Below are 17,306 nucleotides of genomic sequence, written 5' to 3' on the forward strand. Positions count from 1 at the left end.
AAATCTTTGTCGTTAAAGTTGAAGTGGAGTCACCTCTACAGCATTTCATCCTTAGAGAGTTCCTACTGCTTGTCTGGCTTTCTAGGTAAAATAGAGGTGACACTGGAAGTATAGCGCTGGGTTGCGGAAGTTATCTTTAGGAAGAAGGTCTCAAAAAGCTGGGAATAAAGTTTAAACATATAGGGGTAATCAGCTTAGTAAGAAATTCCTATATTTCTATTGTTCATAGTTAACTAAATAATACTGCTATTGCGAAACTACGATGATATTTCCCGTTCCATCCTGAGTAGTGTAAACAGTATTACCATTAGTAGCCTGGTTGATATTTAATGCATTCGATGCGCCAGCCTGAATGGCCACTACAACATTCGATGCTCCAAGCTGGTTAATTGTTGCCGTATTTAGCGAACCGGTTTGGTTGGCTACGACAGAATGAGAACTCCCTACCTGGGTGATAGACAAGGAATTATTTGCACCTTCTTGGCTTAAATAAGCTTGAATATAAGAACCTGTTTGTAAGAGTGAGACAACATTTGTATCACCAGTTTGATTAATCTCAGCAATACCGTTGGAAAGTAGTTCCTGCTCGATTATCGCGGTGTTTGATTGTCCGGTTTGTGTCGTTGAGGCAACGCTGTTAGAAATAGACCTTTGTGACGTTGTTGCGTTATTGCTGTCTCCATCCTGGCTAATTGACAACGTATTCGCTAGACCCAAGGTTTGCAGAAACTCTGCTGAATTGGAGTTACCTTTTTGAGAGACCACCACTTTACCAGAGCTTTCTTTTATCTGGCTTCCTTCTGCACTATTGTTATCCCCATGCTGATTAATTACGATCGTATTGTTTGTTGTCGTTTTCTGAACAACTGAAACCAGGTTCGAGGATTCCTTTTGACTGATTAGTAAACTGTCATTATTTGAATTTACTTGCGAGCTATAAGATTGGTTTCCACTTCCCTCCTGTAAAAAAGTTATTGCGCTGGATACAGTATTATTTTGTAGCGTTTCTGCCAGATTATCTTCACCAACTTGATGAATTTTAACTGATGCTTCATTACTACTGTTTTGCTCAATGACTGGAATCAAATTACCCGTTCCGCTCTGTGTAGTTGAAATTGTATTATTTAAGCTGTTATTCACTTGATAAGTGGTAACGGAGTTACTGGTCCCGTTTTGGATTAATGTACTGATATTTCCATTTGTATTTGCGCCCGCTTGAATTGAGCTTGCAATATTCTCCCATCCGGTTTGATACAGATCTACCGAATTGTTAGCGGCAAAAACATTTCCATTGAACATCAGTGCGGCTATAGTCAGGAATTGAGCGTGAGATTTCATATTAACGACCTTTGTATAAAAGGGCTTCGTTTGTTCTGGCATGCTTAAAGCAAGCTCTTAAATCTGAAATGCAGCCGAATGGGTAATCGGGCGGGAAATACTTTGTAAATTTCCTTAAGATCGATCAGTAACTTCCATGCCGATTGACGCATAATGGCATTAATTCGTTAGGTATGGAGACAATAAATAAAGATTAGTGCCAGTGGCGCTTGTATGCTGTAGGAAGAAAATCCTATTTACATGAGAAGAAAGTTTGGAAATAAGAAATGACTGATAGGCCGCCCTGGATCCTGTATTGAGCTGGATTGTAGCGCCACTCTCCCTTAGTATTGGGTCAATCAAGGAGGTGGAGGTCCTATTTAATACTGGGCTTAATCAGGAAAAATCAGGGTTCTATTTGAATAGATACCTGGATTATCTTCCTTGTTCAAAATAGGGGTCAGGAGATATAACTTTGAAACAGAGCAGCGATGATATCGCTTATACATCGACGCCCCCATTGGCTAAAGGGTGGCTGCGCTGGTTGTGGGGTGCCCTAGCCTGTTTCTTTTTGATAGTGGGGATAATTGGGGTTATATTGCCGGGCTTGCCTGCAGCCGTTTTTATTGTTCTAAGTGCCTGGGCAGCTTCACGTAGCTCAGAGCGTTTGCATCAATGGATTGAGGATCACCATCTATTTGGGAACCTGATAAAAACCTGGCGGAGCGGCCATATCAGTCGTAGAACCAAGTGGCTGGCAACATTAACAATGCTATTGTCCATGGCCGTTGCCCTTCATCATTTCAGTAATCTCTACTTATTAATCTTTATCGTGGGTGGCATTGGTTGCGCAATGCTTTGGATATGGACGAGGCCTGAACCCAAAAAGTGAACAAGCATTATTCAGTGGCCTTTATAGTTTTTAGTTTCCTAACTTGTAAATGGGATATTTGTACCGAATAGATTGTGACACCTGACTCTCTATGACAAATAAAATCTTCAACTTATTACCATTAGGCGACTACCCCAAAGTAGGTATTTACCTCGTCAAAAACCACTTCAAACAGTATGAATTTGAATAAAAACAACAAAGTTAAAGATTAATGTCTCAATGTGGTTAAATTGGTGTTGTAAGCGGTTGACATTGACGTTGAGAGGAATATCCTCTGCGCCCTTCTGTTGATTGGGACGCCTGGTGTGCCCCGGCGCTCTTTATAATGGAAAAGCATCGAGAAGATCTGGCTACAAGAGCAATTTAATAAAATTTGCTCACTAGGCAATAACAACAAGGATGTTTTATGCAGGATGTGTATCAGGCAACGGAAAATTCTCTGAGTGATGAAACATATATCTATAAATCCAGTTTCACCTGGAAGATATTGTTTTTTTTGCTGCTACCTATTGAAATCTTGTCTCAATATGAAGCATTCGTACTGAATGAATACAATCAATCGGTTTGGTGGTTGATTGCCAGCTTCATTATCTATAGCACCTATTTTGTTGGCTTTTATGGTTTGGCCTTTGCAAGGCGAATCGCCACACCGAGATTTTGGGGGTTCTTTCTGCCACTCATAATGGTGACAGACATTTATGAAATAGGGACGGTAGTTGCCACTATGAATATGGCAGTGTTGAGAAACCAGTTAATCCTGTTGTGTATTTCCCCAATTGTACTTTTTTTGTGGTTTATTATTTTTAGGTATCGCAAAGTCCTACGATACATGAATTAAAAGCCAGCGCGTATAGTCACAAATGTCTTAGTGATTACATAGCTGGCTATTATTCAATAATAGAAACGTGGCACAAAGCTATTGCAAGTGCGTTCCCATATTGCCGGTGCCAAGCTGAGTAACGCTGATTGATTCATTTGTACCAGATTGCACGGCTGTTTCCATATTGGATGTGCCAATTTGTGTAACTATAAGACTGCTGCTAACAGTACCATTCTGGGAAAGGCTGACATCATTGAGTTCACCAATCTGATTTGCGATTAGCACACTAAAAAAGACAGAACCTGATATGCCTTGATCCACGTCTGCTGTATTTGAGGTTCCAGTTTGAGCCAAGGACGCAAAACTAGAAAGGGTTGTTAATGGCACATTTTCATTGCCCTGATCCAGGTCGGCAAAGTTAGAGGTCCCAGATTGAATAATCTGGCTTGTCGAGGAAGTTGTTGCCTCCTGGTCTACGCGTCCAGTGTTTGAATCTCCAGTTTGCACCACTACCGCCACACTGGAAACTACGGCACCCTGATCGCCCTCCTGTTCTATATTCCCAAAGTTTGATGTGCCATTCTGGTCAATGATTGCAATACTGGAAGTAACGACTTCATCCTGTTCCATGGAAGCACTGTTTGAGCTACCGACCTGGGATACTGATGCCAGGCTTGTGGTTACATCCCTGTCCTGGTCAAAATTTACAAAGTTTGAATCACCGATTTGATTCACAATAGAGATACTACTATCCACCCTTTGAAGCTGGTCTAGAAATATGTCGTTGGAATTGCCTTGCTGATTGATAAGGATAATGCCTCCGTTTATATCGTCATTTTGATTTACGACTGCACTATTCATTTCGCCACCTTGGATAATTGTGGCTGAGCTCAACGTGGCATCACCTTGCAAAAAATCCAGGGTATTGTTGTTTCCAGCCTGAGTGGCAATTACTGTACTGGTAGTTGTGCCATCTTGCTGAGTAGACGTTACTGTATTCAGTGAGCCAATCTGGGTTAGGAAGGCAGAACTTCCGTTAGTGTTGGTTGTTTGGGTTGCTGTGGAGGTGTTGTCATCCCCAATTTGGGTTTGAACAATCAGGCTATTGCTGACAGTAGGATCACTTTGATCGGGAGTTGCGGTATTTCCATTACCTATCTGGTTAATAATGGAAGTGTTGGCGACTGCAATATTGCCAACAGCGAATAGTACTGTGGCTGCGATCGGTCTTAACGTCTTCATAGTAACTCCTTTTGCAATATTTTGACGCTAATAAAGGGGATACCAATCCAAAGGGGTGGACTGACCGGTGAATTGGGGCTGGTGGTAACTCCAGATTCTGAATTCAATCAGGAATAGAGCTTTCAATGGATGGGTGGCTCCCGTAACTGCTAACTTCTTGAGGCATTAGATTTGCTCAAAGCCGCACGTACAGCAGAACCATTGCGAATTTGTTTATAAATCGTGCAGTAAGCCTGGACGATCTCACTTCTTCCGACCATGGGAAAGAAGGGCCGTTTTACTGAGAAAAAAGCCTGGAGTTTGGCAGTTAACCCCCTTGGACACAGCTTGACTCTAAACCCTCTCCAAATAGCTATGCGCATGTGGTGAACGGATGGTGATTGGTGGGTCAGCCGAGGGATTTGTCCATCCAATCAACTTGCTGTATAACCATACAGTTTTTTTGTTGCCCATATCCCCATGACTGTCGCCGTAGAGCTTCCTGCTGATTACTACTTGACCAACTTCTTAACCTTGATGAAGTTTGTCACAGCCCGTTATAAATCATTGCTGTCAGCAGGAGAGGATCAATTTTACGAGCGCTTTATGTCACTTGGCATCAATGGCCAAAAACTATATGTAAGACTTTTGTCTCGCAAAGGTGCCCCCTCATCAGCTGGGGCCTTGTTCCGTCTCAGTAAATTGCAATATGCAGAAATAGAAGATCTGGAGCATGCATGTCGGGAACTGGAGGTAAGTGGATTATTGCGACTAAACCCTCAGATATCTAACCAGGAGTTGCTACCTCTTTTCACCAAGCCTGAACTATTCAGAGCGAGTAACAAGCCTCTACCAAAAGCACTTAAGCGAGCTGACCTGATAGCTGCCCTCCTGGAACAGGGCGTGGATTCTGACCTACATAAATTATTGGCCGCTGATACTCTATTAGCTGTTCAGCACGCCAGTTGCTTTGAAACCTTCAAGCTTTGCTTCTTTGGCAATCTTAACCAGGACCTGACAGATTATGTTCTGCGGGATTTGGGGCTTTTCCGTTACGAAGATTATCCATTGGATCGACAAAATCTGCCTTTCCAGAACCGGGAACAGATAGATCAGCACTTGAACTATTACCATTGTCTGGATCTGGCCGAACAGACGTTGACAGGCGAGACATCTGATATCCTCACCCTGGCAGAGCAGCTGCCATCAGGAATAACGGGGGATGCCGCGCTTCACCGGCGCCTGGATCGCCTGCGTTTAAAACTGGCCCGTCAGCTAGAGCGTATGGGTGAACTAGCGGCAGCAGATCGGCTATACAAAATGTGCCAACGGCCACCGGCTAGAGAGAGGCGCGCACGTATTGCAATTAAGAATGGCGATACTGGCAAAGGGCTTGGACTTTGTCAGCAGATTCTTGAAGCACCTCTGGATGAAGCAGAAAAAATATTTGCCGAGAGTTTTGGCCACCGTACAGCCAAAGGCCTGGATTGCGCTAAAGAATGGCCAGCGCCGAAGCGCTATCGCCCTCCTGCGGAAACGATAGTCCTGCCCCAGAGTCCTGAGCGAGTTGAGATTCAGGTTGCCTTACATCTGGAACAGTTGTCAGAGGGCAATTGTTACTATGTTGAGAACTGCTTGCTAAACGGCATTCTTGGTCTCTATATCTGGGACATCTTGTTTGCATCGATACCAGGGGCTTTCTTTAATCCCTTCCAGTCTGCTCCCAGTGACTTCAGGACAGCTGACTTCTATCTTTCCCGCCGTACCCTACTTGATCAGAGGTTGGCTGAACTGGATAAAGATACCCTGCGAGAGAGGGTATGGTGTAGCTATCGCGATAAGTGGGGGATTTCCAATCCGCTGGTTGCCTGGGATGTTCTGCCCAAGGAATTAGTAACTACCGCAATGGAAAGAATACCAACCTCCCATTGGCGCTCCCTCTTCCAACGGATACTGAGTGATATTGCCCATCACCGCAACGGACTGCCGGATCTTATCCTGTTTCCTGCAGCTGGGGACTACGAACTGATAGAAGTGAAAGGGCCCGGAGATCGGCTGCAACAAAACCAGCAACGCTGGCTTACATTTTTTGCCAGCCAGCGGGTGCCCCATAGGGTAATTCACGTGGAGTGGCTATAGTCTTGAATGAAGCGGCCACAGAACTCCACTCAACGACAACCATTAGTGCTACTAAACAGGCCTCATTCCTGCGCCTTTCGGTTGGTGAGCTGGTCGCATTTTCCTGTCGAAGCGGCGACCTGATTAATGACGCAGGTTCCGGCCCCTCCGCCCAAGAGGGCATTCGCACACACCAGAAACTGCAAAAGAAGCGCCCCAAAGGCAGTGAAGCTGAATATCCATTGCAAGTTCAAGTACGATGTGAAGGCTATGATGTGGTTCTTACTGGCAGGGTGGATATCTTTCACCCGCAGGCAGATCTGCATACCCCTGTACAGATCGATGAGATCAAAACCACTTACTGCCCTCCTTCCAAATTACCAGAGGCTATTCGGCAGTTGCAGTGGGCTCAGCTAAAAGTCTACGGATTCTGTTACCTGTTCCAGCAAAGGCATGGGCAAGGAGGCACCGGTGAGGGCAGCGATCGTGTGGCACTGCAAATGCTCTGGTACAACCTTAAAGAGAAGAAGCCTTACCCGGAATTGCAGGAGTTCAACTGGGAAGCACTGGAGAGTTTCACCCTCGCTGCGCTTGCAGATTATATCCAATGGCACAAGAGCTGGCAGGAACATCGTCAACAGGTGGCTACCAGTGCCCAAGCCCTGGCATTCCCCTTTCCCAAGTATCGGCCAGGCCAACGTCAGCTAGCCGTAGCCACCTATCGTTGTTTGAGAGATGGTGGCGAGTTGGTCGCAGAGGCGCCCACGGGAATCGGTAAAACCATCAGTACCCTATTCCCTGCCATCAAGGCCCTGGGAGAAAAGCAGCTAGACCAGCTGGTTTACCTTACTGCAAAAAACTCAGGGCGGCAGGTGGTCAGGGAAACCGTAGAGAGCCTACATAAGCGTGGCCTAGAGTTATCCCTGCTGGAAATACAGGCCAGGGATAAAACCTGTGCCTGTAGTCTTGGTATGTGTAGCCGCGACCAGGAGGGTGTTTGCCCACGCACAATAGGTTTTTTTGACCGATTGCCGGCTGCGCGCAAGAAACTTCTAGGCTTACCTCTTCTCTCTCCGCAACTGCTGGCAAAAGTCGCAGAAGAAATGCAGCTGTGCCCTTTCGAGCTGTCCCTGCAAATGCTGCCTTGGGCAGACCTGATAGTATGCGATTTCAACTATGTATTTGATCCCCTAGTGCGACTGACGGCTCTACAGGAGCAGAGCCAGCGCCGTGCGCTACTTGTGGATGAAGCCCACAATCTCAGTGACCGCGCCTGTGATATGTACAGTGTGACCCTGAGCCGCAAGGAAACCCGCCGTGCCGCGGCAAGCTGTAAAGGAAGTCACCCCAAGCTGCAGCGCAGCATCCAGGCACTGGTGAGGGCGATTGACCGGTGGGTTAAACAGCTTAGAGATCCTGAAGCCACCAGCAAAAGCCACGCTCAATTAAACAAATCAGGCTCCGAAGTGTGGGTGACTTCTCTCACATCGCCAGAAAACCAGCCGGTGACCGTTTCCAGGGCAGCCCATAAAGTGCTCTTAACAGTCAGTGAGCTATGGGAGAGCTCTCAATCGCCGCCAGAGGAAATTAGCGAATGGCTAAAGTCCATTTACCGCTATGTATGTATTGAGCAAGACTTATCTGAACAACATCAAGCTCTCACTCGGGTATTTGACGCGGGCACGCCCTGGCAGGAGCAGCAGTTCAAGCTGCTTTGTTTGAATGCCGCTGGGTATATCCAGCAAACTATTCGCCAGTTTCATGGAGCTATCTTATTTTCTGCCACCTTGCGCCCGGCAAATTATATCTTTCAGCAACTGGGGGTGAACAGCTCGGCTCCATACATGAAGCTACCCTCTCCCTTTCTTCCATCACAGCAAGGCGTCTTCCTCTGTCCATATGTTGATACCCGCTATAAATCACGTAATCAGGCTACAGAAAACTTGGTAGAGATCATCGCTCGTACTTACCAGGGCCATCCAGGTAACTATCTGGTGTTTTTCCCCTCGTATCGATTCCTCCAACAAGTGGCAGTCGCATTTGAGCAAAGCTTTCCTGAAGTGGATTTATTGCAGCAGGAACCTGGGGCCAGTGAAAGCCAGCGCGCAGCATTCCTGGCAGCCTTCACTGAAGGTTCCCGTACTTTGGGCTTTGCAATTATGGGGGGAGTTTTTGGAGAAGGCGTAGACTATGTGGGTAATAAACTGATCGGTACCATCATTGTGGGTACCGGCCTGCCACAAGTTAATGAAGAGCAGGAGTTGATCCGCAAGGGTTTTGATAATGGAACCCCAAACACGGTGGGTGCTGGTTTTGATATTGCCTACCGCTATCCAGGGTTAACCAGGGTTTTGCAAACAGCAGGGCGAGTAATTCGCTCAGAATCGGATCGTGGAGTGATTGTCCTGGCTGATTATCGCTTCACTGACAGGTTTTATCAGTCACTTTATCCGGAACACTGGAGTCTCGAAATATGCAGAAACGGTACAGCACTTTCGAAAAGTCTGGAGGCTTTTTGGAATAGCTGGCTGAAATAGGCAGTTTCACGAAAAAACTGGGACAAGTAAAACCTTGCCCCAGCCGATCAGGACTAGTTCACACTTTTTGAGTGGTAAACAATCGCTTGCCAGACGTTCTGCTGCCCGCCGATGTAGTTCTCAAAGGTAGGGTTCTTGATATAGTTCCAGGCAACTTTACCGTTACCCAGATACATTGGCTCATCCAGCCCGCCCCACCCGTAATCGGTGAGTTTTACCGGCCCCTCGAGCACATTCAGGTCCGCATCAATCTCCATCACATAGTAGGCTTTAGGTACCAGCATACGCATGGCCTCGCCTTTCTTGTTATAACTACGATTGTATGGGAGGTTATCGGAAATACACTGGAATTGTGCATAGCCAAACAGGTAGCGACCATTCTTCAGGTCGACCAGTTGCGGGTCGCTAATCTGGCAATCTGAGTCTTCAGCCAGCCATTTGATGCCAACCCCCTCAATATTGCCTTCCCAATCAACCTTGGCGATACCCACGCGAGTTAAGGAAGATTTATCCAGGGCGCCGCCAGAATAGAGTCCTTGCCTTGGTATCAGTGAATAGTCACCCTCATCATATTCGATTTCCTCGAGATACGAGAAGAAGCAATTCTTATTGGCCTTATCAGCACATTGATCATCAAAGGGACCATCTCCACTGGTATCAATACCGAGTGTATCCTGTAAGAACCTATCCATATCCTCATCTTCGATGTACTTCGGTGAAACGATAACAGATAAATTAGTATTAGCATCAACTGGGACTACTGTGTGCCCTCCCCCGTTGGAAATCATTGCACTTGTTGTAGGAACCACGTGATTGTAGGTGCCTTCAAGGACAGAGGAGCCATCATCTTCCATTTTGATGGCAATTGCATTCAAGCCAGGAGAGGGATGATATTTATTCCCATCACTGGTACAGAGCGCACCAAACATTTCGTTGCCAGGGTTATAGAAAGCCCGGATATTCAGTACATGACCATGTCCACATAGCCAATACCACCCCCTACGCTCATCCCCCGTCATGGTCATTGACCAGTCATCCCGGTCGATCACTGTAAGTCCCGCAGAATAGTGAGAACCGCTAACCAGTACTCGAGCAGTCACGGAAAATGCATAACTGGTTCGTCCCTTACTGTCATCCTCAACATATAATAGTTCTTGGGTGCCAAGATGAGTGCCACCATGCATTTTATTAACGACGTAAGCATCAGGTACTTCGGACAAAGGCTTGTTATCCCACTCCATCAGCCAGATCTGATCGTTATACTTTTTCTCATTATCGGTACCTGCAACAGCGTCAAGATTGTCCTCAATCTTCATCCAGCCAATACCGTGCTCTTCAATTAGATCTTTCTTAACATCGTATCGCTCACTAGCCTTATATTCTGTGTTACACAAAACAGCAACCCTGGAGCAGTCTGCGCTAGCTGTTATACCGTGAGACTCATAACACTGTTTCAGAATCGTGGTATTGCCAGTTTGATCAAAACTTGAAGTTTCAGGGTTGTATTGGAGTTCATAGACGGAGCCATAGGTTGGATTTGAGGCACTTTGTCCTTCAGATAAGGTCGTGGATACAAACATCCTAGGCTTATCTGTATCAGTCGCGCAGGTCGCAGTGTAGCTACGAATAGGGATATCGATATTTTCTTCATCTTGCTCACTATCTGTTCGGCCAATATAGTGTGCAAGCTGGTAAACTTCCTGGGCGTTTACCATTGCATCAGGCAGGGTGATATCTGTAGCAGTTATTGTGGCAAACCCCAGATCGGAAGTAGAAACATCTCCGACCGTTACGGTTGAGGGATCATTATCTGGAAGCGGAGTGTTACTCCCAGTATCGCCGGACCCACTACCATCTCCCTGGTCTCCGCTACCCTGATCACCACCATTGTTGCTGCCACCATCCCCTACGGCTGGTGTCTCAGGTTCGGAGTCTGAAGAGCCCCCACCCCCTCCACCGCAAGCTGCCAACGCCGCGGTTAATGCCAGTACCAATAATTTCTTGCTAAATAACTTGTCCATAAACGCCTGAAGTTCGTGTTTTTTTGATTTTGAAGTTAGGTGGAGATTAAGAGATTAGTTCCAGTAAGTCGCGAAATGAAAATACGAAAAGAATTTTATTTTTTCGTGAATAATTTTCTGTGTCGCATTTAAAAAAATGAAGAAACTAAAGCCTGCCTATATCGGTGCTTTTCTGACGATATTTGTCACCTATATACAAATTGGGTGAAAAATACACTCCGCTAACAAAAAGACTCATGAAAGCAGCTGATCATACTCGCGTAGCTACTTTCCAAAGTTGACTTAAAGGGATTCCAATTTTGATTCTTACCGAGTAACCGGTAAGCTTAATGGTCAGACAATAAGCATTTAGTGATGGATCTAATAAGCACTTAGTAATGAAGGGATCACAATTGCCTCACTTACTGAAGTAAACTTTGCTCAGTAAGTGAAGCGCTATCACTCCTAGATGTATTTTTGTACTTTCCAAAAGAAAGTAACAAAGGGATTAAGATTAGGGTAATCGGTGTAGCAAATAGCTCCCCGAATACCAGGGATATAGCCGCTGGCTTTAAATATTGGGCTTGCTCGCTGGTTTCGGCTAATAAGGGTAGCAACCCACAGATAGTAGTCACCGTAGTTAAGAAAATTGCCCTTACGCGACTTTTCCCAGCTTGAAGTAGCGCTGTTTTTACTGGTACGCCCTGCGCGTAGAGCTGATTAAATCGGCTCATTAAAACCAGGGAATCGTTAATCACTACCCCAGTCATTGCCATCATTCCAAACAAGGATAATAAGCTTACTGGGAAGCCCAACAGGCCGTGTCCAATAATTGCCCCTGCAAAGCCCATTGGAATCACCGACATAATAATCAAAGGTTGCCAATAGGATTTTAGTGGTATCGCCAACAAAACGTAGATAAGTAAAAGCGTCAGCAACATGGACTTTTTAAATCCAGCCTGTACTTCTACTATTTCGGCGAATTCACCAACGGCTTTAATTTGGACACCCGGATAAAGGCGCTCCAGTTCTGGCACCAGCTCTTCTTTTAACCGCTCCCAGTTGTTTTCCGGTGAACTGACAGAGCGATTCTGACGCCAATAGATACTGACCACTTCATCGCGATTACGTCGATAAATAACCTCGGGTTCACGCTCGTACTTAAGCTGGGCGATTTCGCCTAAGCTTACGTAGCTGTTGTTATCCAGGTTAATAGGAGTAGCTTTTAACTGCTCAAGTGTTTTGGTTTCTGTTTGAGGAAAGCGAGCCAACACTAGAGTTTCTTCACCTTTATCCAACAGGCGATGTATCTCAATCTGGCCGAATGCTCCCCCTATCAGCACTGCCAGATGACTTTGATCAATTCCCAGGCTGGCTCCCCGCTCATTGACCGTAATTTTCAGCTGTCTTTTGGCAAGTTGGCTATCATCGTATACATCGTTCACACCGGGTAACTCTGCGAGTAGAGCCTTGAGGCGGCCAGCCACTTGTTTCGCCTGATCTCGATTACTGGCAGAAACCGCAATGGCAGTATCCCCCGCCGGCTCTTCCGTAAGGCTAAACTTCACTGCATAGCTTCCCTCCAGGATACCTGTTTGCAGCCGCAGCTCCTCTAAAAAGCGGTTGCTCTCTACTCTGGCCAGGGCATCATGTGTTAATTCCGCTGTCAACTCTATGGTTTTGGTGCCTTCCTTTGACACGATATACTTGCTAACAGGTGACTCCGGCAACCCATACTCCTGTTGCAACCTATTTGCGGTGCGCTTGATGGCCTGTTCAAGTTGATCGGTATTACGTTCCGTTAAAGTACTTGCAGCTCCATGCTGCATAGTGACTTTAACCGTGGCATAGCGTCCTGGAATTTCAGGGAAGAATACTGAGGCGATATGCCCCTTGAACATAGCGCCATAGGCCAGCAGCAGAAAGGTGGCAAATAGACTAATACTTGTTTTCCGGTTTGCCAGGCTCAATGACAAAAGCGGAATATATATCTTATCCGAAAATCGATTTAATAAACGGTTACATTTCTCTCTGGCAATCTCAATCCATCGTTTTATTGCGCCACTAGTTTGAGTTTGTGTATTTGGATAGCTTAAATGCGCAGGTAATATAAATTTGCTCTCAATTAATGAAAATATCAGTGCAAATATCACTACAGCAGAGAATCCTGACAGCACCTTTGCCAACTCATTTTCAATCCATAGCATCGGTGAGAAGGCCGCGATTGTAGTCAATACGCCAAAAACTGTGGGCACGGCTACGGCTTCAACCCCCTTCCAGGCAGCTTCTTTGGTGTCAGTTGTATTTTGTCTCGCCTGGTGAATACTTTCACCGACCACAACGGCATCATCTACCAATATCCCCAGTACCAAAATCATACCGAATAAAGTGATATCGTTGATGCTGTAATCCAGGGAAGGAAAACCCATCAATGTAATCGCACCAGCCAGGGATATGGGAATACCTAAGGCAACCCAAAAGGCCAGCCGCGTATCTAAAAAAAGCACCAATAGCAATAAGACGATTAATAATCCCTGCAAGGCGTTGGAACTTAGCAAGTCTAATTGCTCGGAAATATAGGGAGACATATCCGCCATTACATCCAACTGCATGTTCCTGGGTAATGTCGATTCCAATGATTCTAATACTGATTTTGTGGCTTCATGGATATGAAACAGGTTGTCTTTTTGGCTGGTGGATACCATCAGTGCGACTGCAGGTTGCCCTTGATATCGAACAATACTGTCGGTTTGCTCATAATCTCGCTTAACAGTAGCGATATCACTGAGTCTCACTCGTGCCGTCGATGTAGTGATAATGGGGATATTCCTAAGTTCCGCCAAGTTGTCAGCCAGGGAACTGCCCTGCAGCACAATATTTCCATTGGCCGTTCTTAATTCACCACTGCGATATTCCACTGACCACTGGCGAATACGTTCCGTTAGGTTCTCAAGAGACAAACCGTAGCGTTGAAGTTTCCTGAGGTCTGGCTCTATAGCCAATAGTTGCTTTCTTTTCCCCAGATTTGTCACTTTGGAAATAGCAGGATGTTTCTTAAGCACTCGCTCTACTCGTGAGGATACCTGCTGAAGCGAATCATTATTGTCACCACCGTAGACCATGACAAACGCCGCAAGATTCGTATATTCACTGCGATAAATACGCGGCCGCTCCGCCAATGCGGGAAAGCCTTCGATACTTTCAACTTGATTGCGAATATCTTCAATCAAACGATCCAGCTTCACATTAGTATTTTTTTTCACTACCAATGAAGCGTAACCTTTGCTTGATTGGCTGGTTATGCGCTTTATTCCTGCAACACCACTAATAGCTTCCTCAATACGCTGTGTAATGCTCTCATCGACCTGGCGGGCAGTGCCGCCGGGGTAGACAACGGAGATTTCGACTTCCGTAGGTGGAATTTGTGGAAAGCTTTCCACCCGCAGATTTTGAAAGGTCAGCAAGCCTGCAACCAGAATGAAAGCCATGAGAAGGTTAGCGGCAACTGGGTTATCCAGGAACCAGCGTGAGAGTGTTTTCATTTCCAGGCCTTAGTGGATAGTCATTGCAACCGCTTGACCTTCTACAAAGTTGGTCAAAGGAAAGCGAATAAGCTGACGATTCTGGTGGGGTCGATTCTTGTAACGAAATAGAACCGAATCCGGCCGCATATCCAGTAGCTCTATCTCTTCCAAAAGTAGGGATTGTTCAGAAACGCTCCATACTTTCCCATCTTCTGTAAGAACCGATGCCGGTGCACTGACAACATAGCTCTGCGTGTTGCCTCCAAACACTACATCAACCTGCTGATCGGCGAGCAAGGGAGTCTGGCGCTGAAAGGGGTTAGCCACTTGCAAAATAAGGCTGCGCTGGCGGGTATCCGCATCCATGATTGGGCTTAGGTAACGGACCGAGGCCTGCCATTGTTGTCCGTCAGGCGCCTCTATAGTGATTTTGTAGGGGCCTTGCTGAAGGCCGTTTAAGCGCTGCCAAGCCTGCTCAGAAAGCTCAACCTTGATATCCAGGTACTCACTGGCTGCTACTCGATAGAGTACATCCCCCTCATTAATCCATTGGCCAGGATGGATTAAATCTGCAATAACCACCGAGTCAAAAGGCGCTTTAATTTGTGTATCAGCCAACCTCTGCTGTGAGGATGCGAGAGCGGCCCTGGCCGCTTCCCGATTTGCCTCTGCGGCTTTGACATGTGGCTCCAGTCGGCCAAATGATGACTTCGCTTTATCCCCTCGTTTTGCCACGTATTGACGCGTGAGTATCTCGGCCAAGTTGAGTTCAGCCTCTGACACTCTGGCTTGAGCAGCACTGAGCTCAGCCTGGTAAAAAGTATCCTGTAGCGACGCCAGTATTTCTCCTTTCCTAATGAGATTGCCCGGCATTGCGTGGTTAGCAATATGGGTGACACGCCCGCTGACTGACGCGATAACTTCAGTCGCCCAGCGGGGTTGTGTTATGCCTGTTGTTTTGACTTCAAGCTGAGCATCCGCCGGTACTGCCTCCACGACAGTGACAGTAAGGCCAAACTCTTTGGGCTTATCCACCATGGCTGCTGGCTGTTGCTCAGCCATAAGCCACAGCCCTACCAAGACCAGCAAGCTGGTGACAGCAATACCTGCAGCCCGCCGCTTTAACCAGATTCCCGCAATTTTCATCATGCCTAGGCAACTTACAAGTTATGGAACATACTTGCACCATAACTCGGAAGGCATTATGATACAAGTATGTTCCATAAAGTTCGGGTAATAACTCCATGACTGATCACCTAGATGCGCGTATTCAGAAGTCACAAACTGCGATCATGAAGGCAGGTATGGAACTCCTGAGCAAAAATAGGGAGGCATCCTTTAGCGATATTGCCCGGGCGGCCGGAGTTGGACGCACTACCCTTTACCGTCTTTATGACACGAGAGAAAAGCTGATTAAGGCGGTTGCGATTCACTGCCTGGAGGCATTTGATAAAGCGACCGAACACTTGGAAAGCGAGGCTGAATCGGCTCTGCAAGCCTTCCACCTGATGTTCAAGACGATTTTTCCGCTGTCGGCCGAAATGGAGTTTTTAATGAAGTTGGGAGACTTTAATGAAGATGACCCAGAGCTCACCGCTATCTATGAGAAACAAGAGAGTGAAATCGCGACATTGGTGGAATACGCAAAATCTGAAGGCAGCCTGTCCAAGAAACTTCCTACTTCCTGGGTGGTAAACCTGGTAGAGGGGCTGCTTTATACATCCTGGCTAACAAAAAATGCAGAATCCATAGATCACGATACGCTGGCCGATTTAGCGTTTCACACATTTTGCAATGGCGTTGCTCGTTAAGCATTGAGAGAGTTGTTAAATGACTCAGCCAGTTACCACTGTTTCAAAATCAACAGATGATGATTATACGAAAGGCAAGCACAAACATTCTTTACTTTCGATTTTTATCCGATTTAAGTGGCGAGTATCCTTGACCCTATCGCTGGTCGTTATTGAAACACTCCTCGAACTACTTTTTCCACTTGCCATCGGCTGGGCTATCAATAGCTTATTAGAACAGTCCTATGATGGCATTTATTTATTGGCAATCTTGGGCACTATCTCTGTCCTTATGGGAAGTGCTCGAAGATTTTACGATACACGAATCTATGCACATATTTACCAGGTAGTTACGTCGGAAATGGTGGCCCGTGAAAAAGCAAAAAGGCAGTCGGTGTCGACTATCACTGCACGCTCCAGTTTATTAACTGAAATTGTCGAATTCTTTGAAAATAGCCTGCCAGAAGTTATTACCGTTTCTATTGGTATGGTGGGTTTACTCATTATCATCAGCGCTATCAATCTCAACGTCTTTCTGGCTTGCCTGGCAATTCTCGCTTTGATTATCCTGATCTATTGCGTAATCGGAAATACCAATTACCAGCTGAATGAATCTTATAATAATGAGCTGGAATATCAGGTTGATGCGCTTAAACAACCAAATGTTGAGCATGCAAAAGCCCACTTCCGGCGCCTTATGCGGTGGAATATTGAATTGAGCGACCTGGAAACAGGCACTTACTTTATATTGTGGGCTGGCATAGTCGCTTTGTTTGTTTACGCTCCCATAGCGGCAATCGATGAGGGCCTGGTTAATTACGGATTAATAGTTGCCTTATTGATGTACGTTTTCGACTTTATCGGGAAGGTCTCTGCGTTACCACTCTATGTTCAGCAGGTTATTCGTTTGAAGGAGATTTCTAATCGGATTGGATCATAAGAAAAAGAGGCGGGAATACAGTGTCTCGCGACTGGGAGTATGAATTAGAGTCAATTTTTATTCTTGCCTTAAAAGCTGCTTCAATTAGTCGAATAGGAATCCCTGTACTCCAATCACTTAAACGAAAGGACCACTAGACAATTGTTA

10 protein-coding genes are annotated in these 17,306 nt (G+C 46.0%); 5 read left to right on the forward strand and 5 right to left on the reverse strand.

The window, feature by feature from the left end:
- Window positions 1-246: 246 nt before the first annotated feature.
- Window positions 247-1,338 (reverse strand): hypothetical protein, encoded by a 1,092-nt coding sequence (locus ACJJI7_RS18030; protein WP_353376178.1) that lies wholly within the window; start codon window positions 1,336-1,338, stop codon window positions 247-249.
- A 454-nt stretch (window positions 1,339-1,792) separates the two neighbouring features.
- On the opposite strand from ACJJI7_RS18030, the gene ACJJI7_RS18035 reads away from it, so the two are divergent.
- Window positions 1,793-2,209, forward strand: coding sequence for a YbaN family protein (locus ACJJI7_RS18035; protein WP_020412792.1), 417 nt, complete (start codon window positions 1,793-1,795; stop codon window positions 2,207-2,209).
- A 916-nt stretch (window positions 2,210-3,125) separates the two neighbouring features.
- Here ACJJI7_RS18035 and ACJJI7_RS18040 read toward each other — a convergent pair.
- On the reverse strand, window positions 3,126-4,271 hold the full coding sequence (locus ACJJI7_RS18040) for a hypothetical protein (protein WP_444901573.1): 1,146 nt from the start codon (window positions 4,269-4,271) through the stop codon (window positions 3,126-3,128).
- 459 nt (window positions 4,272-4,730) lie between these two features.
- Between ACJJI7_RS18040 and ACJJI7_RS18045 the strand changes: the two genes are divergently transcribed.
- Together ACJJI7_RS18045 and ACJJI7_RS18050 are read left to right on the forward strand one after the other, a co-directional pair.
- The gene (locus ACJJI7_RS18045) at window positions 4,731-6,389 is read left to right on the forward strand and encodes a VRR-NUC domain-containing protein (RefSeq protein ID WP_444901572.1); all 1,659 of its coding nucleotides are present in this window, start codon (window positions 4,731-4,733) and stop codon (window positions 6,387-6,389) included.
- The gene (locus ACJJI7_RS18050) at window positions 6,380-8,905 is read left to right on the forward strand and encodes an ATP-dependent DNA helicase (RefSeq protein WP_475717095.1); all 2,526 of its coding nucleotides are present in this window, start codon (window positions 6,380-6,382) and stop codon (window positions 8,903-8,905) included. Before ACJJI7_RS18045 ends, ACJJI7_RS18050 begins: the two co-directional genes overlap by 10 nt.
- 53 nt (window positions 8,906-8,958) lie before the next feature.
- On the opposite strand, the gene ACJJI7_RS18055 is transcribed toward ACJJI7_RS18050, so the two are convergent.
- The 3 genes from ACJJI7_RS18055 to ACJJI7_RS18065 all read right to left on the reverse strand — a co-directional run bounded on the left by ACJJI7_RS18055 (window position 8,959) and on the right by ACJJI7_RS18065 (window position 15,578).
- A complete protein-coding gene (locus ACJJI7_RS18055) occupies window positions 8,959-10,926 on the reverse strand; it encodes a hypothetical protein (protein ID WP_020412796.1) in 1,968 nt (655 codons plus the stop codon).
- A gap of 401 nt (window positions 10,927-11,327) precedes the next feature.
- On the reverse strand, window positions 11,328-14,447 hold the full coding sequence (locus ACJJI7_RS18060) for an efflux RND transporter permease subunit (protein WP_444901570.1): 3,120 nt from the start codon (window positions 14,445-14,447) through the stop codon (window positions 11,328-11,330).
- A gap of 9 nt (window positions 14,448-14,456) precedes the next feature.
- Window positions 14,457-15,578, reverse strand: coding sequence for an efflux RND transporter periplasmic adaptor subunit (locus ACJJI7_RS18065; RefSeq protein WP_444901569.1), 1,122 nt, complete (start codon window positions 15,576-15,578; stop codon window positions 14,457-14,459).
- Window positions 15,579-15,673: 95 nt separating this feature from the next.
- On the opposite strand from ACJJI7_RS18065, the gene ACJJI7_RS18070 reads away from it, so the two are divergent.
- Complete coding sequence (locus ACJJI7_RS18070) at window positions 15,674-16,240, forward strand: TetR/AcrR family transcriptional regulator (protein ID WP_444901568.1); 567 nt, start codon at window positions 15,674-15,676, stop codon at window positions 16,238-16,240.
- Window positions 16,241-16,259: 19 nt separating this feature from the next.
- Window positions 16,260-17,159 carry an ABC transporter six-transmembrane domain-containing protein gene (locus ACJJI7_RS18075; RefSeq protein WP_444901567.1) on the forward strand — a complete coding sequence of 300 codons (900 nt, stop codon included), beginning with the start codon at window positions 16,260-16,262 and terminating at the stop codon, window positions 17,157-17,159.
- Window positions 17,160-17,306 lie beyond the last annotated feature (147 nt).

Source organism: Microbulbifer variabilis (assembly GCF_056232115.1).